This is a genomic window from Bacillus sp. z14 (2026) (genome assembly GCF_058313575.1).
This window is the reverse complement of sequence record NZ_JBZFQK010000003.1, coordinates 246,434-267,427: the sequence shown is the minus strand read 5'-3', so window position 1 is coordinate 267,427 and position 20,994 is coordinate 246,434. Positions and strand designations below refer to the sequence as shown.

19 protein-coding genes and 1 riboswitch are annotated in these 20,994 nt (G+C 39.7%); of the genes, 10 read left to right on the top strand and 9 right to left on the bottom strand.

Translation table 11 applies throughout. The features are described from left to right. Nucleotides 1-330 precede the first annotated feature (330 nt). Nucleotides 331-415: riboswitch (cyclic di-GMP riboswitch) on the top strand. 36 nt (nt 416-451) lie between these two features. Continuing rightward, on the top strand, nt 452-577 hold the full coding sequence (locus AC4G3O_RS12320) for an anti-repressor SinI family protein (RefSeq protein ID WP_148630634.1): 126 nt from the start codon (nt 452-454) through the stop codon (nt 575-577). A 132-nt stretch (nt 578-709) separates the two neighbouring features. Here the strand turns inward: AC4G3O_RS12320 and AC4G3O_RS12315 are convergent, their stop codons facing one another. The 6 genes from AC4G3O_RS12315 to AC4G3O_RS12290 all read right to left on the bottom strand — a co-directional run bounded on the left by AC4G3O_RS12315 (nt 710) and on the right by AC4G3O_RS12290 (nt 8,382). Continuing rightward, nucleotides 710-1,030: a helix-turn-helix domain-containing protein gene (locus AC4G3O_RS12315; RefSeq protein WP_139892193.1), complete on the bottom strand. Its 321-nt coding sequence runs from the start codon at nt 1,028-1,030 to the stop codon at nt 710-712. A gap of 161 nt (nt 1,031-1,191) precedes the next feature. Continuing rightward, nucleotides 1,192-2,130, bottom strand: coding sequence for a cation diffusion facilitator family transporter (locus AC4G3O_RS12310; protein WP_491136237.1), 939 nt, complete (start codon nt 2,128-2,130; stop codon nt 1,192-1,194). 767 nt (nt 2,131-2,897) lie between these two features. Further along, nucleotides 2,898-4,838: a glycoside hydrolase family 15 protein gene (locus tag AC4G3O_RS12305; protein ID WP_139892194.1), complete on the bottom strand. Its 1,941-nt coding sequence runs from the start codon at nt 4,836-4,838 to the stop codon at nt 2,898-2,900. Between the two features lie 36 nt (nt 4,839-4,874). Then, on the bottom strand, nt 4,875-5,699 hold the full coding sequence (locus tag AC4G3O_RS12300) for a carbohydrate ABC transporter permease (protein ID WP_140461786.1): 825 nt from the start codon (nt 5,697-5,699) through the stop codon (nt 4,875-4,877). Then, on the bottom strand, nt 5,700-6,995 hold the full coding sequence (locus AC4G3O_RS12295; RefSeq protein WP_140461785.1) for a carbohydrate ABC transporter permease: 1,296 nt from the start codon (nt 6,993-6,995) through the stop codon (nt 5,700-5,702). It lies immediately after the preceding gene. A 100-nt stretch (nt 6,996-7,095) separates the two neighbouring features. Continuing rightward, nucleotides 7,096-8,382, bottom strand: coding sequence for an ABC transporter substrate-binding protein (locus AC4G3O_RS12290; protein WP_139892197.1), 1,287 nt, complete (start codon nt 8,380-8,382; stop codon nt 7,096-7,098). Nucleotides 8,383-8,648: 266 nt separating this feature from the next. On the opposite strand from AC4G3O_RS12290, the gene AC4G3O_RS12285 reads away from it, so the two are divergent. The 7 genes from AC4G3O_RS12285 to AC4G3O_RS12255 all read left to right on the top strand — a co-directional run bounded on the left by AC4G3O_RS12285 (nt 8,649) and on the right by AC4G3O_RS12255 (nt 16,188). Further along, the gene (locus tag AC4G3O_RS12285) at nt 8,649-8,876 is read left to right on the top strand and encodes a CsbA family protein (protein WP_066106119.1); all 228 of its coding nucleotides are present in this window, start codon (nt 8,649-8,651) and stop codon (nt 8,874-8,876) included. Between the two features lie 195 nt (nt 8,877-9,071). Further along, entirely contained in the window at nt 9,072-11,048 is a 1,977-nt protein-coding gene (gene uvrB / locus AC4G3O_RS12280; protein ID WP_140461784.1) for an excinuclease ABC subunit UvrB, read from the top strand. Nucleotides 11,049-11,055: 7 nt separating this feature from the next. Further along, nucleotides 11,056-13,926: an excinuclease ABC subunit UvrA gene (gene uvrA, locus AC4G3O_RS12275; RefSeq protein ID WP_491136236.1), complete on the top strand. Its 2,871-nt coding sequence runs from the start codon at nt 11,056-11,058 to the stop codon at nt 13,924-13,926. 211 nt (nt 13,927-14,137) lie between these two features. Continuing rightward, on the top strand, nt 14,138-14,461 hold the full coding sequence (locus AC4G3O_RS12270; protein ID WP_139892200.1) for a magnetosome magnetite crystal formation protein family: 324 nt from the start codon (nt 14,138-14,140) through the stop codon (nt 14,459-14,461). A gap of 34 nt (nt 14,462-14,495) precedes the next feature. Continuing rightward, nucleotides 14,496-15,596 (top strand): DUF4097 family beta strand repeat-containing protein, encoded by a 1,101-nt coding sequence (locus AC4G3O_RS12265; RefSeq protein WP_066106130.1) that lies wholly within the window; start codon nt 14,496-14,498, stop codon nt 15,594-15,596. A 38-nt stretch (nt 15,597-15,634) separates the two neighbouring features. Then, a complete protein-coding gene (locus AC4G3O_RS12260) occupies nt 15,635-15,847 on the top strand; it encodes a PspC domain-containing protein (protein ID WP_066106133.1) in 213 nt (70 codons plus the stop codon). Next, nucleotides 15,844-16,188 (top strand): phage holin family protein, encoded by a 345-nt coding sequence (locus tag AC4G3O_RS12255; protein ID WP_066106135.1) that lies wholly within the window; start codon nt 15,844-15,846, stop codon nt 16,186-16,188. Before AC4G3O_RS12260 ends, AC4G3O_RS12255 begins: the two co-directional genes overlap by 4 nt. A 35-nt stretch (nt 16,189-16,223) precedes the next feature. Here AC4G3O_RS12255 and AC4G3O_RS12250 read toward each other — a convergent pair whose 3' ends face one another. From AC4G3O_RS12250 to nagA, 3 genes are all read right to left on the bottom strand, one after another. Continuing rightward, the gene (locus AC4G3O_RS12250; RefSeq protein WP_491136368.1) at nt 16,224-16,922 is read right to left on the bottom strand and encodes an N-acetylmuramoyl-L-alanine amidase; all 699 of its coding nucleotides are present in this window, start codon (nt 16,920-16,922) and stop codon (nt 16,224-16,226) included. Nucleotides 16,923-17,139: 217 nt separating this feature from the next. After that, nucleotides 17,140-17,868 (bottom strand): glucosamine-6-phosphate deaminase, encoded by a 729-nt coding sequence (gene nagB, locus AC4G3O_RS12245; protein ID WP_490558653.1) that lies wholly within the window; start codon nt 17,866-17,868, stop codon nt 17,140-17,142. A gap of 11 nt (nt 17,869-17,879) precedes the next feature. After that, a complete protein-coding gene (nagA, locus tag AC4G3O_RS12240) occupies nt 17,880-19,055 on the bottom strand; it encodes an N-acetylglucosamine-6-phosphate deacetylase (RefSeq protein ID WP_490552591.1) in 1,176 nt (391 codons plus the stop codon). A 156-nt stretch (nt 19,056-19,211) separates the two neighbouring features. Here nagA and hprK point away from each other — a divergent pair, with 156 nt between their 5' ends. Then, entirely contained in the window at nt 19,212-20,135 is a 924-nt protein-coding gene (gene hprK, locus AC4G3O_RS12235) for an HPr(Ser) kinase/phosphatase (RefSeq protein WP_066106142.1), read from the top strand. A 21-nt stretch (nt 20,136-20,156) separates the two neighbouring features. Then, nucleotides 20,157-20,957: a prolipoprotein diacylglyceryl transferase gene (gene lgt / locus AC4G3O_RS12230; protein ID WP_139892202.1), complete on the top strand. Its 801-nt coding sequence runs from the start codon at nt 20,157-20,159 to the stop codon at nt 20,955-20,957. Nucleotides 20,958-20,994 lie beyond the last annotated feature (37 nt).

Here is a 20,994-nt window from a genome sequence, read left to right as displayed (position 1 = left end):
GTAAAAATTGTTATATGTGCCATCGAGCTTCTTATAGCAGTTGTGAAATGGGTGAATGGCTATGTCCTTCCTGTGGGAATGATTTAACCAAACAACAGGTGTTAAGGGGCGTAGAGTATTCGCAAAATAAACAAATCTATTATGAAAAATATCAGATGGAAAAGGACAAATTTCATTTGTTTTCGACATAAGTCTGGTTTAGAAACGGCATATATCATCCTTTTTACCTATATTTGTAGAAAAATGAAGGAAAATATACCCAAAAAATGTTTGAAAATTACAAACAGTGGCAATAAAATAGTTAGTAAGCAATTATACTAATGAAGAGCTGACAGTAAAGGGCAAACTTATTGAAAAATAAGGACGCAAAGTCACAGATCTAAGGTTTAATTACTATGATGGCTGGACTACCTGAAATACAGGAGAGTATTTTAGGGAGGAGATATAATTGATGTGTACCGTTAAAGCTGAATTGGATCAAGAGTGGGTAAATCTTATATTGATCGCCCGACAAATAGGATTTACCAAAGAAGAGATTAGGAGCTTTATAGAGAGAGAAGGAAACGCACAGGAATGAGGGTGAATATATGAAATGCCTCGGTTTCAGTTGAAGTTCGGGGTATTTATTTTGCTTTCTTAAACAAGAAAAAACACTTACAGCTATATAAGTGTTTTGGGAATTCTAGTATTTATTTTAAGGCCTTTCTATTCAATCTTTCTTAATACGCCATTTATTAAATTCAATAAACTCTCTGAACTGATCTTTGGATACTCCCGAATTCATTGCTTCTTTTATTAACTCTGCCCAGTCCTCATCAAGATTGGTCATGTCTGGTTCATCGTGTAAGAGAGCATCTAGCGGGATATTTAGTACAGCTGCTATCTTTTCAAGAAATTGAACGGAGGGATTCACCTGTATATTTCTTTCGAGTGAACTTAAATAGGACTTTGCTACTCCCGCCTTCTCCGCTAGCTCCGTCATAGACATCTTTTTCTCTTTTCTAATTCTTTTAACACGATCACCGATCATTTTAAATTCCCTTTCTGGATAAAAAATTACAATTATGTAAACGTGGTCATGAACTGATAAAATTATTATAATAGTTAGAACCTTCACATTCAATTGCTTTTAGAATTTGACTTGAAAACGTAGCGAAATTGTAATCTTAATAGGTTAATGGCCATTCAGTATTAGTTACATGGTTCATGTTGATTGCTCTCTGCTATAGTGTATCCTTCGATTTGAAATGTACAATGTTCAATCTGATGATTGTTCTTTAACCAATTCTGTAATTGAATAAGAATTTCATCACGGTCCACTTTTTTCTCAACGACAACATGGCAGCTAAGTGCAGGGAAACCGGATGTGATCGTCCAGATATGTAAATCATGCACATCCAGAACACCCTCTATACTCATTAGACTTTTTCTTACCTGCTCGATTTGGATGCCTGTCGGAGTACCCTCCATTAGAATATGATAAGAGTCCTTTAATACACGCCATCCGCTAACTAAGACAAGAGTTGCTACGATCATGCTGGCAATCGGATCTGCCAACTTCCAGCCGAACAGAATGATTAAGATTCCGGCAATGATTGCGCCGACTGATCCAAGTAAATCCCCTAATACATGAAGGAAGGCTCCTCGCATATTCAGATTTTCCTCTGTATCACCTCTCATCAAGATCCATGCAACCGCTAAATTGACAATCAATCCAATTAGAGCAATCCAAAGCATATTGGAGCTAACCTCTGGCGGCACTCTAAAACGTTCAATTGCCTCCCAATAGATAAAAAAGGAAATAATGATTAAAGTCATGCCGTTTATAAATGCAGCTAATATTTCGAAGCGCTTATAGCCATAGGTTTTGGAGTAGTCAGCAGCCTTTTCTGAAAGTTTAAAGGCAAATAAGCTTAATCCCAAAGCAGCTGCGTCGCTGAGCATATGGCCAGCATCGGAAAGAAGAGCAAGACTGTTGGTCCAAATCCCGCCAATCACTTCTATAATCATGAAGGCAAATATTAAACTAAAGCTAATCGCAAGGGCTTTTTTATTTGCATTATGATGATGATGATGATGGCCTTCGCTTCCGTGACTATGATGATGACCATGGTGATGATGCCCACTCATTGTAAACTCCTCCAATCTCAGGATTTATAGGTATGTTTATAAGCCTGTTTTCTGTTGACTATTTAATCGTATTATATATGTTATGCCCCCTCTTTATTGAATATCTATCATGAAATAAATACCTGATTTAGTTTCAGCACATGGTTCAATTTTATTTTCGGTTTATTTGGAGTATTTTTTAGACGAACGAAATTATTTAAATATTATTATTTTATAATACTACCTAAGTATAAATCATAATGATTGCAATGTTCATTAGCTTTTTTTTCCTTGATGGCAGATTTAGAGGGATCTCAGTTAATCCCGAGAATCTATAATCATCCAAATGAATAAAGGGGTTATGAATGTTTCGGAAGGTATGCAGTTGATTATAGTTCTTTTCATATGTGTTCTGAAAAGTTTGGAAGCTGCCTCTGAAATAGCCGGAACGTGTAATTGACAGTATTAAGAAATCAATAATCAGATATATATTAACTCAAACAAATATCGAGAATAACCATAGATTAAGTGATGATACTCAGGGTATTGCTGAAAAGGTTGCTTGTCTATAGTATATCCATCCAGTCAGAGATGATGGCTTAAGTTGTTTTAGAAGATCAGAAAGTATATCCATATAAAATGAAAGGATCTTCTGGCCAATATAGACCTGAAGATCCTTTTTGCATAGTTTATCCACAGGGGGAAATTTACTTTGCTTATTAAATGTTATGAATAAACTGTGATTACCGTGTATAAGTGTGTGGACAACTTGGCTTATCCACAGGCGGTTAAAGTTCTATTCCATTCTCTTTCATTTCTAAAACAGTCAAAATGAACATAGCGTGTGACCAAGTAAGCGGTAATACCCAGGCAGGTCTGCCTGTAATTTTGTCAATTTGCTCTGCTAAAAGATCCAAATCAGTGGCATGATCGACGACCCATTTAAATAATTTCTTTGCTTCAAGCTGTTTATTAATGCGAATATAATAAATCGCGAGCCAGAGCGTCGATATGATCCAAGGGTCACCACTAATATAGATATCCCCCGGGAAGCGTTCGATACCGCCAATAATCTTGGAGCGGCACAGTCGGTCAATGGTGGCAGCTGTTTGTTTCATTTTTGGATCATTGGCATCAATCATATTGAAGGGTACCTGAAGGCCAAGTAAACAGATATCGATGACATCATCCCTGACCTGACGATAGATTGGATATCCCTTTGCATCATATTCCTTTGAGACATCCTTGCCCTGAGCTTTCTTATTTAAGTAGGCCGGTTCATCGAGTCTTAAATGAAAAGCTCGGAAAAACGCTTCATTCGTCTCATTGTAGCCAATCTGCATGATAGTCTTTTTAATAGCTGCTGCAGTATTCCTATAAAGAATAGCTTTTTCGGGATGACCTAATTTCTCGGCCCATTCAGAAGATCCTAACAGCCCTCCATATACTGCGGCGGCTGAATAAAAGTGTTCAGCTTCTCTTTTTTCCCATATATCCATGCTAGGAAGAGGAAGATGGGTGATGGGATCGATAAACTTAGTAAGGAAGTCCGCCCCTTTTTCCATGACTGGCCACATTTCAACTACAAAGTCCTCATCACCGGTAATTTCATAAAATTGATGGAGTCCCCACAGAATGGAGCCTGTTTCATCAATTTGCAAGCCCCAGGCAGGAGCTAAATGTCCGTCTAAATAGTGGCGCTGATCCCATTTTCCTTCCTCATCCTGAAGAGTTCTGGCAAATCGGTAAAACTCTTTAACCTGTCTGTGATAGCCTGCACGAGCATATGCAGTGGCGGTGTAGGCTGCATCACGACCCCAGCAATAGGAATATCCACCTGAAAAGGCATATTCCTCATCTACCTCAGGGGCAGCAATGAAACCGCCATTTTTATTATTCATTAAATGAAACATAAGTAAAGAACGCTCATAAATTTTCTTTGTTCGTTCATCTTTAATTTCAACTGGCTTCGCTTGATCCAAATATTCATACCAATAGTGCAAGGTCTCCTTGAAATGTTCGTCAAAGGGAATCTCTTTTACATCCTTTAAGATGTCAATCGCTCCTTGAGAGCCGTTGCCTGCTGCAATATAAAGCGTAATGGATTTTTCCTCGTTGGGATCGAGAGAAAGCGGATCATATTCAATTCCACATGATGATTTATTGGCAATTCTTTTACCCCTAAGAATACCGTCATTTAGCTCCTTAAATGTAGCTCCACATTGAAATTTCTTAACGTTATGAGTGGAGCCAACTGCAAATCCATATTCTCTGTGGTAATGGGTAAAGCTATCTGTATCTTCCTCGAACATAACAGTTTGATAGCGTCTTTTTTCATCAATCATAAAATCGCTGTAAACTACGAAGCTTATATTTTGTGGACGATCTGATAGATTTTTAAAGGTAAAGTGCCGAACATAGACATCTTTTTTGGGTAACACAAAATCGAGCTGTCTGATAGACAAGCCAGAACCGCCGAGTGTGGATATGGTTTCTAAAATGTTCGTGCGGTTCATATAGGCTTGTTTATGATTCCAAACATTCTCATGAAGGAAGAAGGTCTTTACCGAGCCTTCAATGCCGCGAATACCTGTATAAAATAGATTTAGATGCTGGGGAAAATCGATATTTGGCCATGTGATCCTTTGCGCCTGCCCATCTTTTGTTAAAGATACCAGCATGCTTGAATTACCAATGATTGCTTCTGTAATATACGGTTTTTTTTCCAACAAAATCCCCCTCAACGTTGAAACAGTACATTCGTTTTATCCCTTCACTGATCCTGATGTCAAACCGGATACTATTTTTCTTTGGAAAATCAACACCAATATAACAATTGGAATGGTGACGATGACAGTTGCTGCCGTTATATCACCCCAAGGAATGGTGTAATCACTTTGGTAAAGGGATATACCTACTGGTACAGTTCGTGCTGCTTCTTTTGAATTAATAGTTAAAGCAAATAAATATTCATTCCAAGCTGCGATAAATACAAGGATGGCTGTCGTAAATACGCCGGGTGCAGCCAATGGGAAAATGATTCTTCTAAAGGTTTGAAATGGTGTAGCACCATCCATCTTCGCTGATTCCTCAAGATCCTTTGGTATTTTCTGAAAGAACGTGGATAATAGCCAAATAGCCAAAGGTAAGCTGAATGTAATATAGGGAATCACCAACCCTGTATACGTATTACGTAAATTGAAGTCGGTTACAAAGTTATAGATTGGTGAAATAATAGCGATATGCGGAAACATAGATGATGCTAGTATTACAGCAAATATAATACCCTTTCCTTTAATCGGTAAACGTGTTAACGCATAAGCTGCAAATGATGCAAACGTGATGGCGATTACGGTCGTAACGGTAGAAACGATTAAACTATTTTTCATGTAACCGAGCAGGGGCCTTGAAGTTAAAGCAGATTTATATGAATCTAGAGATGGATTCTTGGACCACCATTTATACGAGGCAAAAATTTCACCCGGTTCTTTTAAGGATGTAAGAAAGACCCAGAGAAATGGGAACATGATAACAAAGATAAAAAGAGCAATCGACACATAGAAAAGTATGGTTTTTACAGGCTTCTTCATTTAATTTTCCCCCTTTCCGTTTATGCGGTCTCCAAATAGGTCAGAACCTATGAATTTAATGTAAATCAGACTGATAATCGCCACTGAAACAAACACAATCATCGAGAGGACGGAGCCTTCGCCGAAATTTTGTTGAGCGAATAAGGTTTTATATGCATATATGGTAATCACTTCTGTTGAATTTGCAGGTCCGCCGCCTGTTAAGACGAAAATAAGGTCAAATACTCTGAACGCATCAAGTGTACGGAAGAGCAGGGCAACAAGAATGCTGGATTTTAATAAAGGTAGTGTTATTCTGCGGAATTGGTACCACTTGCTTGCTCCATCGACTGAAGCAGCTTCATAAACATCCTTGGGGATGGTCTGCAAGCCCGCTAACAATAACAAAGCCATATAGGGTGTTGTTTTCCATATATCCGTTAGAATAACAGACGCCATCGCTCCGGCACCTGTGCTTAATAAATCCCCGGCGTTTGAAATAATATGAAGCTCTTCGAACAAGTGGGCGATAATGCCTGATTGCCCATCATAGAGGAACATCCACATCATCGCTGATACAGCGGTAGGGATCGCCCAGGGAATTAATACAACTGCTCTGACCGCACCTCTGCCAAAGAACGCTCGATTAATTAATAAGGCAATGGCTAATCCAATCACCAATTCAAAAAAGACTGTAATAACTGTGAAAATCATCGTATTGGATAACGATTTCCACATGCGTGCATCAGATAGGTATTTACTGTAGTTACCTAACCCAACAAAGTTTTCCTTCAAAATAGAATCAGAGACAGAAGCAGATAAAGCAGCTGTATCCTTTGCAAGTTCTGACTGCTCTCCCTCGATCGCTTTCAATTCACCACTGATGGATTTTAAATCAGCTTTATAGGCTTCTGCTGTATCCTCATTAATGGAGGCATATTTTTCATCTTTCTCCTTAATAGGTTCAAAGTTGGCAACCTTTTTCTCTACATATTCATATTGCTTTTCGATATCGGATTCATTTAAAAGTTTTTGATGATTTTTTTCAATGAGTTCTGCCCATTGGCTGGATTTATCGCTATTCAATTCTTCTAGATTTTTTTGTAGATAATAATAATCAGTGGCATACCGTTCAAGGTCAACTTGAGAAGATAGCATTCGTACGGATTTCTCTGGAGTATTCAATCGATAATCAAACATACTGTTCCAAAAAGACATGGCAATTGGATAGAGAACAACAATTCCAATTAGTATAAGAGAAGGGATAATCATGGCATATCCTAATTGTCGTTCGGATAGCGAAAATTTCTTTTTCATATCATTACTCCTTTCAGGATGGACTTCAAAAGCTAAAAAATAGGAGACAAGCTTTTGTGCCCATCTCCCTCCCATTGCCGTTCCTATTAGGCTAAGTTATCTATTCCTTCAATGCAGCCTTCATTTTCGATTCCATATTTTCAATGGCTTCATCAACTGTAATATCCTTTGTTAATGCTTTAGAAATTTCGATTTGCAAAATATCCGATATTTCCTGGTAATTTGGAGTAACCGGCCTAGGTACAGCGTTTTCTAGTGTTTCAACAAAAGACTTTTCTTTGAAAACAGGAGCCGCATCCTGTACTTCCTTATCCTCATATAAAGCTTTTATGGTTGGAGCACGTCCGCCTTCGGTCGCAGAGATTTTTTGTCCTTCTTCCCCAGTCATGAATTTCACAAATTCCCATGATTCTTTTGGATGATCAGTATAGCGGTTAATCATGGCCATATAGCCTCCGAGTGTCGAAGCTGAGCCTGAATCACCAGCAGGCAAGGAGGTAAAGGCAAAGTTGCCAGCTACCTTTGAGGTACTTTTATCAGCAGCTGTTTTTTCCATATAGGGCCAGTTGCGTGCGAATACAGTTTGGCCTTCTTTAAAGGCAGATTCAGTTTCCGTTTCGGTAAAAGTTAAAATGTTATTTGGCATGAAATCTGCGTTTGCAATTTCAACCATTTTACTAAGTCCTTTTTTGGCTTCTGGACTGTTAATGACGACTTCATTGTTTTCATCGATGATTTTGCCGCCGTAGGAGGCAATGAATTCCATGGCGTTCACAACAATACCTTCATATTGCTTTGCTTGGAAGACAAAGCCTGAGCTTGTGCCTTCTTTCCCGTTTCCTTCTTTAGCCATTTCTATCAACTCATCCCATGTTTTTGGGGGTTCGCTAACCAAATCTGTTCGATAATAAAGAATACCGGCATCTGAGTATTTTGGCAGAGCCCATTGCTTGCCTTCAAATTTCCCGGCTTCAACTGGACCGGGGAAGTAGTCTTCGAGATTTATTTTATCCTGATCGATGAAGCGGTCTAATTCCATCGCATAGTTAGCTTGGGCGAACTCTGCCGGCCAAACAACATCTGCATCAAATACATCAATTTCAGCACTTTTACTACTGAATGCGGTTACATATTGATCGTGCTGTTGAGTAGAACTATTCGGCATTTCCTGATAGTTTACCTTAATATTCGGATGTTTTTTCTCGAATGCTTCTATCAGTTTTTCTGTACTGCCTGTCGTATCGACTCCTCTGGCATATGTAATTTCAACTGTTTCTTCTTTTGAATCGTTCTCATCATTAGAGGTTTCTTCGGCATCCGAACATGCTGTTAAGGCAATCCCTAAGAAAGCAGCAGAAGAGATGGATAACCATTTTTTAAGTTTCATATTTTCCCTCCTATATTAATGAATACTTGCTTCTTTATAAATTCCTTTAGATTTGGTTAACGAAACCTAATTTTGGATAAAATTTCATACATGATCCTAAAGGCCTATGGACACATTTGAAGTCAGAGGGGTGCCAAATGGAGGGCCAGTCAGCGATTAACTTAGTATCCTGCTGGATTAATCACATGAAATGTAATATATTTGTAGCTGAATAGAATTGCTGGAAAATAGCTGCGTGATTCCAGAGGAAGCAGGTGAGACCTCAGATGAAGATTTTAATAGCTCTTTTAGCTCCAGGTTTATTAGTTGTGCTCTTTTCAAGAGTGACATATAGCTGCATAGTCGGTTTGTGTTTAACGGTTGCCCTAATCGCCGCATCAGCGTATAAAGGCTATACATCATCCTGGCCTCTGATTATAATTGACGCATTTTCATTAACGGCCGGGTATTGGTATTCTCAGCGCATGATCAAAAGAACACCTAAAAGTGCATAAACAACAGACTGAGTCTTCCATATTATTGAGGAAGACTCTTTTATTTTTTTGCAGGATGGGCATAAATGATATTATTAAAGTTAAAAAAGGGAATGTTTGTTCGCTTTTTATTGGTTTGTTTATAGATGATTGTGGTAAAATATTGTTATCAAATAAAACGAGACTTGAGATGAAAATGATGAAAGGGGCTTTTGTGTGAGTAAACAATTTGAATTGGTTTCCAAGTATACTCCTCAAGGAGACCAGCCAACTGCAATTAAAGAGCTAGTGAATGGAATTAATAATGGCGTTAAGCATCAAACGCTGCTTGGCGCTACTGGAACCGGAAAAACATTCACGATTTCAAACGTGATAAAAGAGACTAATAAGCCCACCCTTATCATTGCTCATAATAAGACGCTTGCTGGACAGCTGTACAGTGAATTTAAAGAGTTCTTTCCGAATAATGCAGTCGAGTATTTTGTCAGTTACTATGACTACTATCAGCCTGAAGCGTATGTACCTCAGACTGATACCTTTATAGAAAAGGACGCCAGTATTAATGATGAGATAGATAAACTGCGCCACTCTGCAACATCTGCATTATTTGAGCGGAAGGATGTCATTATTATTGCCAGTGTGTCCTGTATTTATGGCTTGGGTTCTCCAGAAGAATACGGGGAAATGGTTTTATCCATACGAGTTGGCATGGAAATGGAGCGGAATCAGCTATTACGTAAATTGGTCGACATTCAATATGAACGAAATGATATTAACTTTCAACGCGGAGCATTTCGAGTAAGAGGAGATGTAGTAGAGATTTTTCCAGTCTCAAAGGATGAACACTGTGTACGTGTTGAATTTTTCGGCGATGAAGTGGAACGGATCAGAGAGGTGGATGCGCTGACTGGAGAAATTATCGGCGAAAGAGATCATGTAGCTATCTTCCCTGCATCCCACTTCGTTACAAGAGAAGAAAAGATGAGGATTGCTATTCAAAATATTGAGACGGAATTGGAAGAGCAGCTCACCTTTTTAAGAGGTGAAGGAAAGCTTCTCGAAGCACAGCGGTTGGAGCAAAGAACCCGTTACGATCTTGAAATGATGAGAGAAATGGGCTTTTGTTCAGGAATCGAGAACTATTCCCGACATCTGACCTTAAGGCCGCCGGGCTCTACCCCCTATACCCTTATCGATTATTTCCCTAAAGACTTTTTAATGGTTATAGATGAATCCCATGTTACAGTCCCGCAGGTTCGCGGAATGTATAATGGAGACCGCGCCCGGAAAGAGGTACTTGTCAATCATGGTTTCCGTTTGCCGTCCGCAATGGATAATAGGCCTTTGCAATTTCAGGAGTTTGAAGAACATGTCAACCAGATTGTTTATGTATCTGCTACACCGGGGCCTTATGAACAGGAGCATTCACCGGAAATGGTTGAACAGATTATCCGTCCAACAGGACTGCTGGATCCAACTATTGATGTTCGTCCGATTGAAGGTCAAATTGATGACTTGTTAGGGGAAATTAACGAGAGAATCACAAGGGATGAGCGTGTCCTAATCACTACATTGACTAAGAAAATGTCTGAGGATTTAACGGATTATTTAAAAGAGCTTGGCATCAAGGTTCAATATTTACACTCTGAGATTAAAACACTCGAACGAATCGAAATCATCAGAGATCTGCGTCTTGGAAAATATGATGTGTTGATTGGAATAAATCTACTGCGTGAAGGGATTGATATTCCGGAGGTCTCACTCGTAGCTATTCTTGATGCGGATAAAGAAGGATTCCTGCGTTCAGAACGGTCTCTTATTCAAACGGTCGGCCGTGCTGCCCGTAATTCAAACGGTCATGTTATTATGTATGCAGATAAAATAACGAATTCCATGGAAATAGCGATTTCAGAGACTAAAAGGCGCCGTGCGATTCAGGAAGAGTATAACAGGAAACATGGCATCGTTCCCAAGACGATTCAGAAGGATATTCGCGATGTCATTCGGGCCACTCATATAACGGAAGATGAAGAAGAAAAAGCTGCAAATAAATACGAGAAACTTTCCAAGAAAGAGCGTCAAAAAGTAATTGCAAATATGGAAAAAGAAATGAAGGAAGCAGCCAAAGCGCTTGATTTTGAACGTGCTGCCGAACTTAGAGATTTAATTTTAGAGTTAAAAGTGGAAGGATGAACATAGGATGGCACTTGATAAAATTGTAATTAAAGGGGCCAGGACCAATAATCTTAAGGATATTGATGTGACAATCCCCCGGGATAAGCTGGTTGTACTGACGGGTTTATCCGGTTCCGGAAAGTCCTCCCTGGCTTTTGACACAATCTATGCGGAGGGCCAGCGCCGCTATGTGGAATCTCTTTCCGCATATGCCCGGCAGTTCCTCGGCCAAATGGATAAACCGGATGTTGATTTGATTGAAGGGCTGTCTCCAGCGATATCAATTGACCAAAAGACGACAAGCCGCAATCCTCGTTCAACCGTTGCGACAGTGACAGAGATTTATGATTATATGCGTTTATTGTATGCCAGAGTCGGCAAACCAGTCTGTCCTGTGCATGGGATTGAAATTACATCTCAAACAATTGAGCAAATGGTAGACAGAATCTTGTCCTATCCAGAACGCACGAAAATGCAGATTCTGTCTCCGGTTGTAACAGGCAGAAAAGGTACCCATGTCAAAATGCTTGAAGATATTAAAAAGCAAGGGTATGTCCGTGTCCGTGTAAACGGAGAAATGTATGATTTGGATGATGATATTCGTCTGGATAAAAATAAAAAGCATACGATTGAAGTGGTCATCGACCGGGTTGTCGTGAAAGAGGGAATCAATGCCCGCTTAGCTGATTCAATTGAATCTGCACTCCGTCTGGGTGATGGTAAAGTTATCATTGATGTAATAGGCGAGGAAGAGTTGCTTTTCAGTGAGCATCATGCTTGTCCGTATTGTGGATTTTCAATTGGGGAATTGGAGCCTCGGATGTTCTCGTTCAACAGTCCATTTGGCGCCTGCCCAACATGTGATGGACTGGGCTTTAAAGTAAAAGTTGACCGGGCTGCCGTAATTCCTGACCCGGAATTAACATTAAGGGAGCATGCAATCGCTCCATGGGAACCTACCAGTTCTCAGTATTATCCTAAATTGCTTGAATGTGTATGCAATCACTATGGTATAGATATGGATGTTCCAGTCTCTCAACTACAGGAAAGCCAGCTTGATAAAATTCTTTATGGCTCGGATGGGGAGAAAATCTATTTCCGTTACGAGAATGATTTCGGGCAAATACGGGAAAACAGAGTGGAATTTGAAGGCGTATTGGCTAATGTAGAGCGCCGGTTTAAAGAAACGAGTTCAGATTATACACGCGATCAGATGGAAAAATATATGGCCGAGCAGGCATGTCCAACCTGTAAAGGCTATCGCCTGAAGAAGGAAACAATGGCGGTATTAATAGCAGGACAGCATATTGGCGAGATTACGGCCCTCTCTATTAAAGATGCTAACGATTTCTTTGAAAATTTGAATCTATCCGAGAAAGATATGAGTATCGGCCGTTTGATATTTAGGGAAATCAAAGAAAGGCTGGGCTTTTTGAATAATGTTGGCTTGGAATATCTGACATTAAACCGAGCAGCCGGAACACTTTCAGGGGGAGAAGCACAGCGAATCAGATTGGCTACTCAAATCGGCTCGCGCTTAACAGGTGTTTTATACATTTTGGATGAACCTTCAATTGGTCTTCATCAACGTGATAATGACCGATTGATTGCGACGCTGAAAAGTATGCGTGACATCGGGAATACGCTTATTGTGGTGGAGCATGATGAGGACACGATGCTGGCAGCGGATTATTTGATTGATGTCGGTCCTGGAGCAGGAGCGCACGGCGGTGAGATTGTCTCAGCAGGTACGCCTGAAGAAGTGATGGCAGATTCTAATTCCTTAACGGGCCAATATTTATCAGGGGAAAAATTCATTCCTTTGCCACAGGAACGCAGAAAGGGCGATGGACGATTAATCCAGATTAAAGGTGCTAAAGAGAATAATCTAAAAAATGTAAATGTATCTTTTCCGCTTGGGACATTTGTAGCTGTTACAGGAGTATCCGGATCAGGTAAAAGTACATTAGTGAATGAAATTCTCCATAAATCATTAGCTCAAAAGCTGCACAGGGCGAAAGCGAGACCAGGAAACCACCGCGAGATAAAAGGTGTGGAGGAACTGGAGAAAGTGATTGATATTGACCAATCACCAATCGGTCGTACGCCGCGATCCAATCCGGCAACCTATACAGGTGTGTTTGATGATATCAGGGATGTGTTTGCTTCCACAAATGAAGCGAAGGTCCGTGGATATAAGAAAGGCCGTTTCAGTTTCAATATTAAAGGCGGACGCTGTGAAGCATGCCGTGGAGATGGAATCATCCGAATAGAAATGCATTTCCTTCCGGATGTCTATGTTCCTTGTGAGGTTTGTCATGGAAAGCGGTATAATCGGGAAACATTGGAAGTAACCTATAAAGGGAAGAATATTTCTGATATTTTAGATATGACAGTAGAAGAAGCACTTCAGTTCTTTGAAAATCATCCGAAAATCAAACGGAAGATCCAAACCATTTATGATGTTGGTCTGGGATATATTAAGATGGGTCAGCCTGCCACAACACTATCCGGCGGAGAAGCGCAAAGGGTTAAGCTGGCGAGTGAATTACACCGTCGCTCCAATGGCCGCTCACTCTATATTTTGGATGAGCCGACAACAGGACTTCATGTTGATGATATCTCGCGTCTCTTGGAAGTATTGCAGCGCTTGGTTGATAATGGCGATACAGTGCTTGTCATTGAGCATAATTTAGATGTCATTAAAGCAGCTGATTATTTAATTGATTTAGGTCCTGAAGGTGGAGAAAAAGGCGGAACCATTTTGGCTACCGGAACACCGGAGGTCATAGCGGAGACACCTGAATCTTATACAGGAAAATATTTGAAGCCCGTTCTAGAACGTGATCGGGACCGTATGAATAATAAAATCAAGGAAAAGCAAGCCGCCAGATAAAACGGCTTGCTTTTTATCCATATCCGGCGTATTTGCTTCAGAGAACTTACTCATACGTTTGCCCGTGCACCTTTAGAAAACTCATAGATTAACGATTTCTGGCCAGGGTATAATCGAAAAGTTACCATTTTCCAATTGTTGTAAGGTATTGTTGATATATAAGAAACTTTCTTTCAATTTATACGTACAATTAGGAGAGGTGTCTGTATCTATGACAACAACTAATCGATTTCTGGCTGCTCTATGTTATTTCAGTTTCTTCTTTTTAGGCTTCATCTTTCCTACGGTTATTTATTTCGTAGCTGTAGATGATTTTGAGCTAAAAGGGCATGCTAAACGAGCTTTAATCTCACATCTATTTCCATTCGTCATGGGCATTATCGTGTTCTTTGTATTTCTAACTCAGCTTGCCTCGAGTTCGGAAATAACGGCCTTGCCCTATACTGCTATACTGGCTATGTTTCTTTTCGGTTTGATTAGCTTTATTGTGATGATTTGGAATGTCATTCAGGGTATTAAACTAGTAAAGGATTGATAGGTACATACCATAGAAAAGGGAGCTGGTAAGAATGAATCAAGAGAAAAAAAGAATTTTGGAAATGGTGAAGGAAGGCTTACTTAACGCCGATGAAGCATTATTATTACTTGAGCAAATTGAAAAGAAAGACAAACTGATTAAAGAAGATGAGCAAAGGACAGAAACCAGTGAATTATCAACGGTTGTAAACCAAAGTGAATCAGAATATAAGGGGTCACCATCCAAAAAGTCTGCATCCACAATGGATAAACTATTAGGAATCGTAGACGATGTTGTTAAAAAGATAAAAGATGTAGATTTTGACCTTAATTTTGGCTCAGCGGTTGATATCGAGCATATTTATCATCATGATCATGTATCTTTGCGTAAAATAGATGTCGATCTGGCAAACGGCAGTGTCCAGTTCCTCCCATGGGATAAGGACGAGATTAGGATTGAATGCCAGGCGAAGGTGTATAGGGCAGAAAATACGACTGAAGCGAGGGAAAAACTTCTTAAAGAAGTAACTTATTCGCTTGAAGAAGGAAGACTTCGATTTGCTGCACACGACAAATCCATTAAATTACAAGCAATCATTCGTGTGCCAGACAATCGCTATGAGGAATTGAAAATTCGACTATTTAACGGAGCAATTACCGGTGAAAATGTTAAAGTCGATACGGTCATGACCAAAACGGGTAATGGGCAAATTCAATTTACGGATTTGAATGCAAGAGAAGCAGAATTTGAGACGGTCAATGGTGTTGTCAATCTTAAAGGATTTGATGTAGGCGAATTGGAAGTCGAAACGATGAATGGTGCAATCCAAATCCAGGGAGGCTTCCGAAAAGGAGATTTCCAGACGATTAATGGAAGCATTCAATGTGAACAAACCGGCCGTTATGGAGAAACGATCCGAGCTAAGGCGTCGGCAGGAAGTATTAATCTGCAAATCCCAGCAAATACTGGATGTGATGGGGAGTTAAAATCCAATCTCGGCAGTTTTAATATTGACCTGAAGGGTATTCACATCATTGAGGAAAAAAGTGATGTGGTCCAAAAGATGCTCCGATTCAAATCAGAGGGTAATTATGAGGAATCCATTCATATTTTGGCCGAATCAAGAGCCGGTAATATTAAAATCAAACATTAATCAATACGTTAATGGATTAAAAGGAGCTGCGGTGTATTTTGAAGGAAAAAAAGCGTTTTGTCCGTTCAAGGTCAGATAAGATTGTTTCGGGTGTCCTTGGAGGAATCTCACAATATTTTGGTATGAGTTCAAAGCTTTTGCGTATCCTATTTATAATCGCGCTCATTCCAACTAGCTTTATGCTGATTATTCCCTATACGATTCTTAGCTGTTTTATGCCGAGAGAAGAAGTGAAGGAGATGGACATATGAAATGGATAGCCAAAATACTTGTTAATGCAGTCGTTTTCGTATTGCTGACACAGATATTTGAAGGTGTTCATGTAACCGGGTTTGGTGCAGCCATTATTGCAGCCATTGTATTATCCATCTTTAACGTAATTGTCAAACCAATTGTGACCATCCTAACGATACCTATAACGATCATTACGCTAGGAATATTTCTGCTCTTCATTAATACCATTGTGTTAATGATTACGGATGCAGCAATGGGAAGTGCCTTTGATATCAATGGCTTCTGGCTGACATTCCTGGTATCGATTATTCTTTCATTGGTTAATACGATTATGGAAAGTGTAATGGATGATAAATAAAGAACCTGAAGCCTGTTTACTAGGCTTCAGGTTTTTTAGCATTCTTGCTTGTCCGTTATGATGGTTGTTTCAAAACCAAGACGTTTTAGCTGTGTTGCTAAGTTGGCTGCATTCTGCTTGTCTGAAAAGGCACCTAACTGAATCTTGTACAGTATTTTTTCTGGATCTGATTGTTTGGCAGGATTGCTTAATTTCTTTTTCAATGAATAATGAGAGATGATAGATTCGGCAATTGCTTGTGCACATTTTTTTCGGTAGTGATCGCTTTTAAGCAGCTTTATTTCCTTTTCATTTGTCATAAACCCGCATTCAACCAGTACAGCTGTCATTTTTGTTGCGCTCAGCACATGAAAATCAGCCGTTTTAACTCCTCGATTTTGTAAACCGGTGGTGGCAATCAATTTATTCTGGATTTTTGTAGCGAGAGAGAGGGCTTCTTTAGGCCCTGATGTATGAATATACGTTTCAATTCCTTCTGCTTTATGCCAACCTCGATTTACGGCGGCATTGGCATGGATTGATACATATAAATCTACATGGAGAGAATTTGCACGATTCGTTCTTTCCTGTAAAGGAACATCTACTATGTCCGAATGGGCAAAGAAAGTATTAACTTGATAGTTGGTTAATAAATCCTTTAAATATTCAGCAACACTTCGATTAAATTCATATTCCTTCATTCCATCCGGTGATGACTTTCCAGGTGTTTTATAGCCATGGCCTGCATCAATCATAATCTTCAATTTTAAAAGCCCCCTGTCCTTTTACTACCATAATATGAGGCAAGCCATCTAAATGGCCCATCTATGGTCATCGTTTTAAATTAAAAGGACAGGATCTCTTGATTAAAATGGATATTTTATCTCAGTCAGCTTCATGGCTGTCAGAATGTATGTAATGGCTTCATCTAATATGCGTTATAGCACTCCATAGAATGTGGAAAGCCAATGATTAATCGAGCATAGAAGCTGCTTCTTTATCTACGATTACGGTTACAGCCGGATGCTGCTTTAGAATACTTGCTGGTAGTTGTTCTGTTAGATCACCGTGAATCAGTTTGTAGGTTGCTTCTGCCTTTGCTTCACCAGAAGAGAGCAGTATAATCTCTTTGCTTTTCATAATTGTAGAAATGCCCATTGTGATCGCTTGTTTTGGAACCTCATCCAGATGATTAAAGAAGCGGGCATTAGCTTGTCGAGTGCTTTCTTTTAATTCAATGATATGTGTCTTACTGGAAAATGGAGTTCCAGGTTCATTGAAGCCAATGTGACCATTCTTTCCGATTCCTAATACCTGAAGCTCTACATTACCAAGATTATTTATCACCGTTTCATATCGCTCACATTCCTGCAAAAGGTCCTCTGCATCCCCATGTGGAAGATGAATATGATTTTGTGGGATGTCCAAGTATTTGAATAGATTATTCATCATATAGGAGTGATAGCTGTTTGGATTATCTTTTGAAAGCCCTATATATTCATCCAGGTTTACGGTATGGATTTGCTGATAGCTTGTCCCATTTTTCTGGTGATCCTCTATAAGATTTTTATAGAGACCGAGTGGGGTGCTTCCGGTAGCGAGTCCAAGGACTGCATCCGGTTTTTGCTTGATTTTGCTGATAAAAATTTCTGCAGCAATTTGGCTCATTTCATCATAATTGTCTGCTTTAATAATCCTCATAGTTGTTTGATTCATTGCTCTTCACCTCTGTAAGCTATTTTACCACGGCAGATTGTCATGGATACATTAAAGTTTGTATCCATAATCACAAGATCTGCGTCTTTCCCAACAGCAATGCTTCCTTTTTGATCATAAATATTAAGCTGTTTAGCTGGATTAACAGATGCCATTTGGACAACTTCTTGCAGTGAATATCCGGTAAAATGACATACATTTTTTATGGCATCGTTCATTTTGAGAATACTGCCTGCCAAAGTACCATCTGCAAGACGCGCTTCATCACCTGTAACGGTTACTTCCTGTCCGCCAAGATCATATTGTCCATCCGCCATTCCTTTTGCCCGCATGGCATCCGTAATAAGAATGGCCTTTTCTGTGCCTTTAACCTTGAGGGCAAGCTTTATCATTTCAGGTGATATGTGAATTCCATCCGCAATCATCTCCACGAATACCTGATCATGCAGCAAAGCTGCTCCAGCGGCACCTATGTCACGATGGTGTAAGCCGGTCATTTGATTAAATAAATGTGTAGCATTCGAAATTCCGTGTTCAATCGCCTCTGATGCCTGTTCGTATGTGGCATTAGTATGACCCATGGAGCAGATGATATTTGAATTGCGGAGATGTTTAATTAATTCCTTTGCACCAGGCTGTTCCGGAGCAAGAGTGACCAATTTGATTGCATTACCTGATGATTCGTTCCACTCCTTAAATAAATCCACGTCGGCATTCTTGATATGATGCAACGGCTGTGCTCCTGCTTTTGATGGACTGATAAATGGACCTTCTAAATGTACGCCAAGCATTTCGGTTTCTCCGGCAGGATTTCCGTTAATCTTAAAGCTTTTGATAGCTTGTAACGCTTTATTTATATTGGCAGGATCCTGTGTCATTGTTGTTGCAAGAAAAGATGTGGTTCCCTCTTTAGGCAGCTCTTTTGCCATGATTCTAAGTGCTTCTTCTGTAGAATCCATGGCATCAGCCCCGGCCGCGCCATGAATGTGGATATCAATGAAACCGGGCAGTACTAGCTGTCCCTCTTTAAGGGTGATAATTTCATCAGCGTGCTGTGGTGAGTTTTCCATAAGACCCACTTCTTTAATTTGATTATCTTTAATTAAGATATATCCGTTTTGCAGGATGGCATTCTCTTGATATATCGTTGCGTTTTGTATCAGTAGTGTCATTTCTCTTAAACCCCCAGGTAAGTTGTCCTATCCTTATGGTACTTTTAACTTTTTAGAAAAACCAGAATTATATTATTGTAATTGTATGGTTATGTAGGAAATAATGATAAAATGAAAGCACAAATTTAATAATCACTAGATCAGGGAGTGAATTTTTTGGCAAAAGTTAAAACAATCGACCTCATTGATGAATTCCAGCTTGAACTGGTTTGTGGTGAAGAAGGTGTAAATAGACCTATCACTACGAGCGATCTTTCCAGACCTGGTTTAGAAATTGCAGGTTATTTCGATTATTACCCTGCTGATCGTATTCAAATCCTTGGGATGACAGAATTATCGTTTTTCTCTAAGTTAAATGATGAAGAAAGAATTTCAAGAATGCAAATGCTATGCAGTGATATTACACCTTGTATCGTTATCACGCGTGATTTAGAGGTGCCGAAGGAATTATTGATGGCTTCTGAAAGCGTTTCTGTACCGGTTTTACGAACATCGATGAAAACGACCCGGTTTTCCAGCCGACTGACTAATTTCCTTGAAAGCAAGCTTGCTCCAACGACTGCTGTTCACGGCGTTTTGGTAGATATATATGGCGTAGGTGTCATGATTACCGGAAAGAGCGGAGTCGGAAAAAGTGAGACTGCGCTTGAACTTGTAAAAAGAGGACATCGTTTAGTTGCCGATGATTGTGTGGAAATTCGCCAGGAAGATGACGACACACTGGTCGGAAATTCACCTGAATTGATCGAGCACCTTTTGGAAATTAGAGGCGTAGGCATCATTAATGTGATGACTTTGTTTGGTGCGGGAGCAGTCAGAAGCCATAAAAGAATCTCCCTTGTCATCAATCTGGAGCTATGGGATCAGCAGAAGAATTACGATAGACTTGGTTTGGAAGAAGAAAAGGTACGAATTATTGATACGGATATCACCCGAATGAATATACCAGTTCGGCCGGGCCGAAATATTGCGGTTATTATTGAAGTGGCGGCTATGAATTTCCGTCTGAAACGAATGGGCGTTAATACAGCTCAGCAATTTACCGAAAAATTGAATGAAGCAATTGAAAAAGAAAAATAATTAGAGTAGGTGTTAGGGTAGATGAATACGATAGACCGTGTTGCCATACATATCGGTTCCATCCAGATTTACTGGTATGGAATTATTATTGGAATGGGTGTCTTTATTGGGCTTTGGCTTGCCATGCGTGAGTCAAAACGCCGTGGGTTGGACAAAGATTTGTTTGTTGACCTGTTGATCTATGCAGTTCCAATCTCTATTATCAGTGCACGTATTTACTATGTTATTTTTGAGTGGTCCTATTATAAAGATCACCTCGGCGATATTTATAAAATATGGAATGGCGGAATTGCCATTCATGGAGCCTTGATTGGGGCCGTCATTACAACCATTTTCTTTGCTCGCTCCAGAAATATATCCTTCTGGAAAATTGCTGATATTGCAGCGCCATCTCTTATTCTCGCGCAGGGTATTGGCAGATGGGGTAACTTCATTAACCAGGAAGCATATGGTGATGTGGTTAGCCGCCAATTTCTTGAGAATTTAATGTTGCCCGACTTCATCATTGATCAAATGTTTATCAATGGTGCTTACCACCACCCGACTTTCTTGTACGAATCCCTTTGGAATTTCCTTGGATTTGGTTTATTGCTTCTGTTAAGAAGAGTTAATCTGCGTCAGGGTGAAATGTTCCTGACATACGTAATTTGGTATTCCATCGGCCGCTACTTTATAGAGGGGATGCGAACAGATAGCCTCATGCTGTTTGGTGAATTCCGAATGGCGCAGGTCTTATCGCTTTCATTGATTATTGGTGGAATAATCCTGCTTGTTGTAAGACGGAAAATGGGATATTCAGAGAAAAAATATTTAGACATATGATGTCCATTGCTCATAACCACATCTTTAGAATTTCAGA

Excerpts from the sequence above, each read along its gene's own strand:
- AC4G3O_RS12320 (WP_148630634.1), top strand. The coding sequence starts at position 452 with ATGTGTACCGTTAAAGCTGAATTGGATCAAGAGTGGGTAAATCTTATA.
- AC4G3O_RS12315 (WP_139892193.1), bottom strand. The coding sequence starts at position 1,030 with ATGATCGGTGATCGTGTTAAAAGAATTAGAAAAGAGAAAAAGATGTCT.
- AC4G3O_RS12310 (WP_491136237.1), bottom strand. The coding sequence starts at position 2,130 with ATGAGTGGGCATCATCACCATGGTCATCATCATAGTCACGGAAGCGAA.
- AC4G3O_RS12300 (WP_140461786.1), bottom strand. The coding sequence starts at position 5,699 with ATGAAGAAGCCTGTAAAAACCATACTTTTCTATGTGTCGATTGCTCTT.
- AC4G3O_RS12295 (WP_140461785.1), bottom strand. The coding sequence starts at position 6,995 with ATGAAAAAGAAATTTTCGCTATCCGAACGACAATTAGGATATGCCATG.
- AC4G3O_RS12290 (WP_139892197.1), bottom strand. The coding sequence starts at position 8,382 with ATGAAACTTAAAAAATGGTTATCCATCTCTTCTGCTGCTTTCTTAGGG.
- AC4G3O_RS12285 (WP_066106119.1), top strand. The coding sequence starts at position 8,649 with ATGAAGATTTTAATAGCTCTTTTAGCTCCAGGTTTATTAGTTGTGCTC.
- uvrA (WP_491136236.1), top strand. The coding sequence starts at position 11,056 with ATGGCACTTGATAAAATTGTAATTAAAGGGGCCAGGACCAATAATCTT.
- AC4G3O_RS12270 (WP_139892200.1), top strand. The coding sequence starts at position 14,138 with ATGACAACAACTAATCGATTTCTGGCTGCTCTATGTTATTTCAGTTTC.
- AC4G3O_RS12265 (WP_066106130.1), top strand. The coding sequence starts at position 14,496 with ATGAATCAAGAGAAAAAAAGAATTTTGGAAATGGTGAAGGAAGGCTTA.
- AC4G3O_RS12255 (WP_066106135.1), top strand. The coding sequence starts at position 15,844 with ATGAAATGGATAGCCAAAATACTTGTTAATGCAGTCGTTTTCGTATTG.
- AC4G3O_RS12250 (WP_491136368.1), bottom strand. The coding sequence starts at position 16,922 with ATGATTGATGCAGGCCATGGCTATAAAACACCTGGAAAGTCATCACCG.
- nagB (WP_490558653.1), bottom strand. The coding sequence starts at position 17,868 with ATGAGGATTATTAAAGCAGACAATTATGATGAAATGAGCCAAATTGCT.
- nagA (WP_490552591.1), bottom strand. The coding sequence starts at position 19,055 with ATGACACTACTGATACAAAACGCAACGATATATCAAGAGAATGCCATC.
- lgt (WP_139892202.1), top strand. The coding sequence starts at position 20,157 with ATGAATACGATAGACCGTGTTGCCATACATATCGGTTCCATCCAGATT.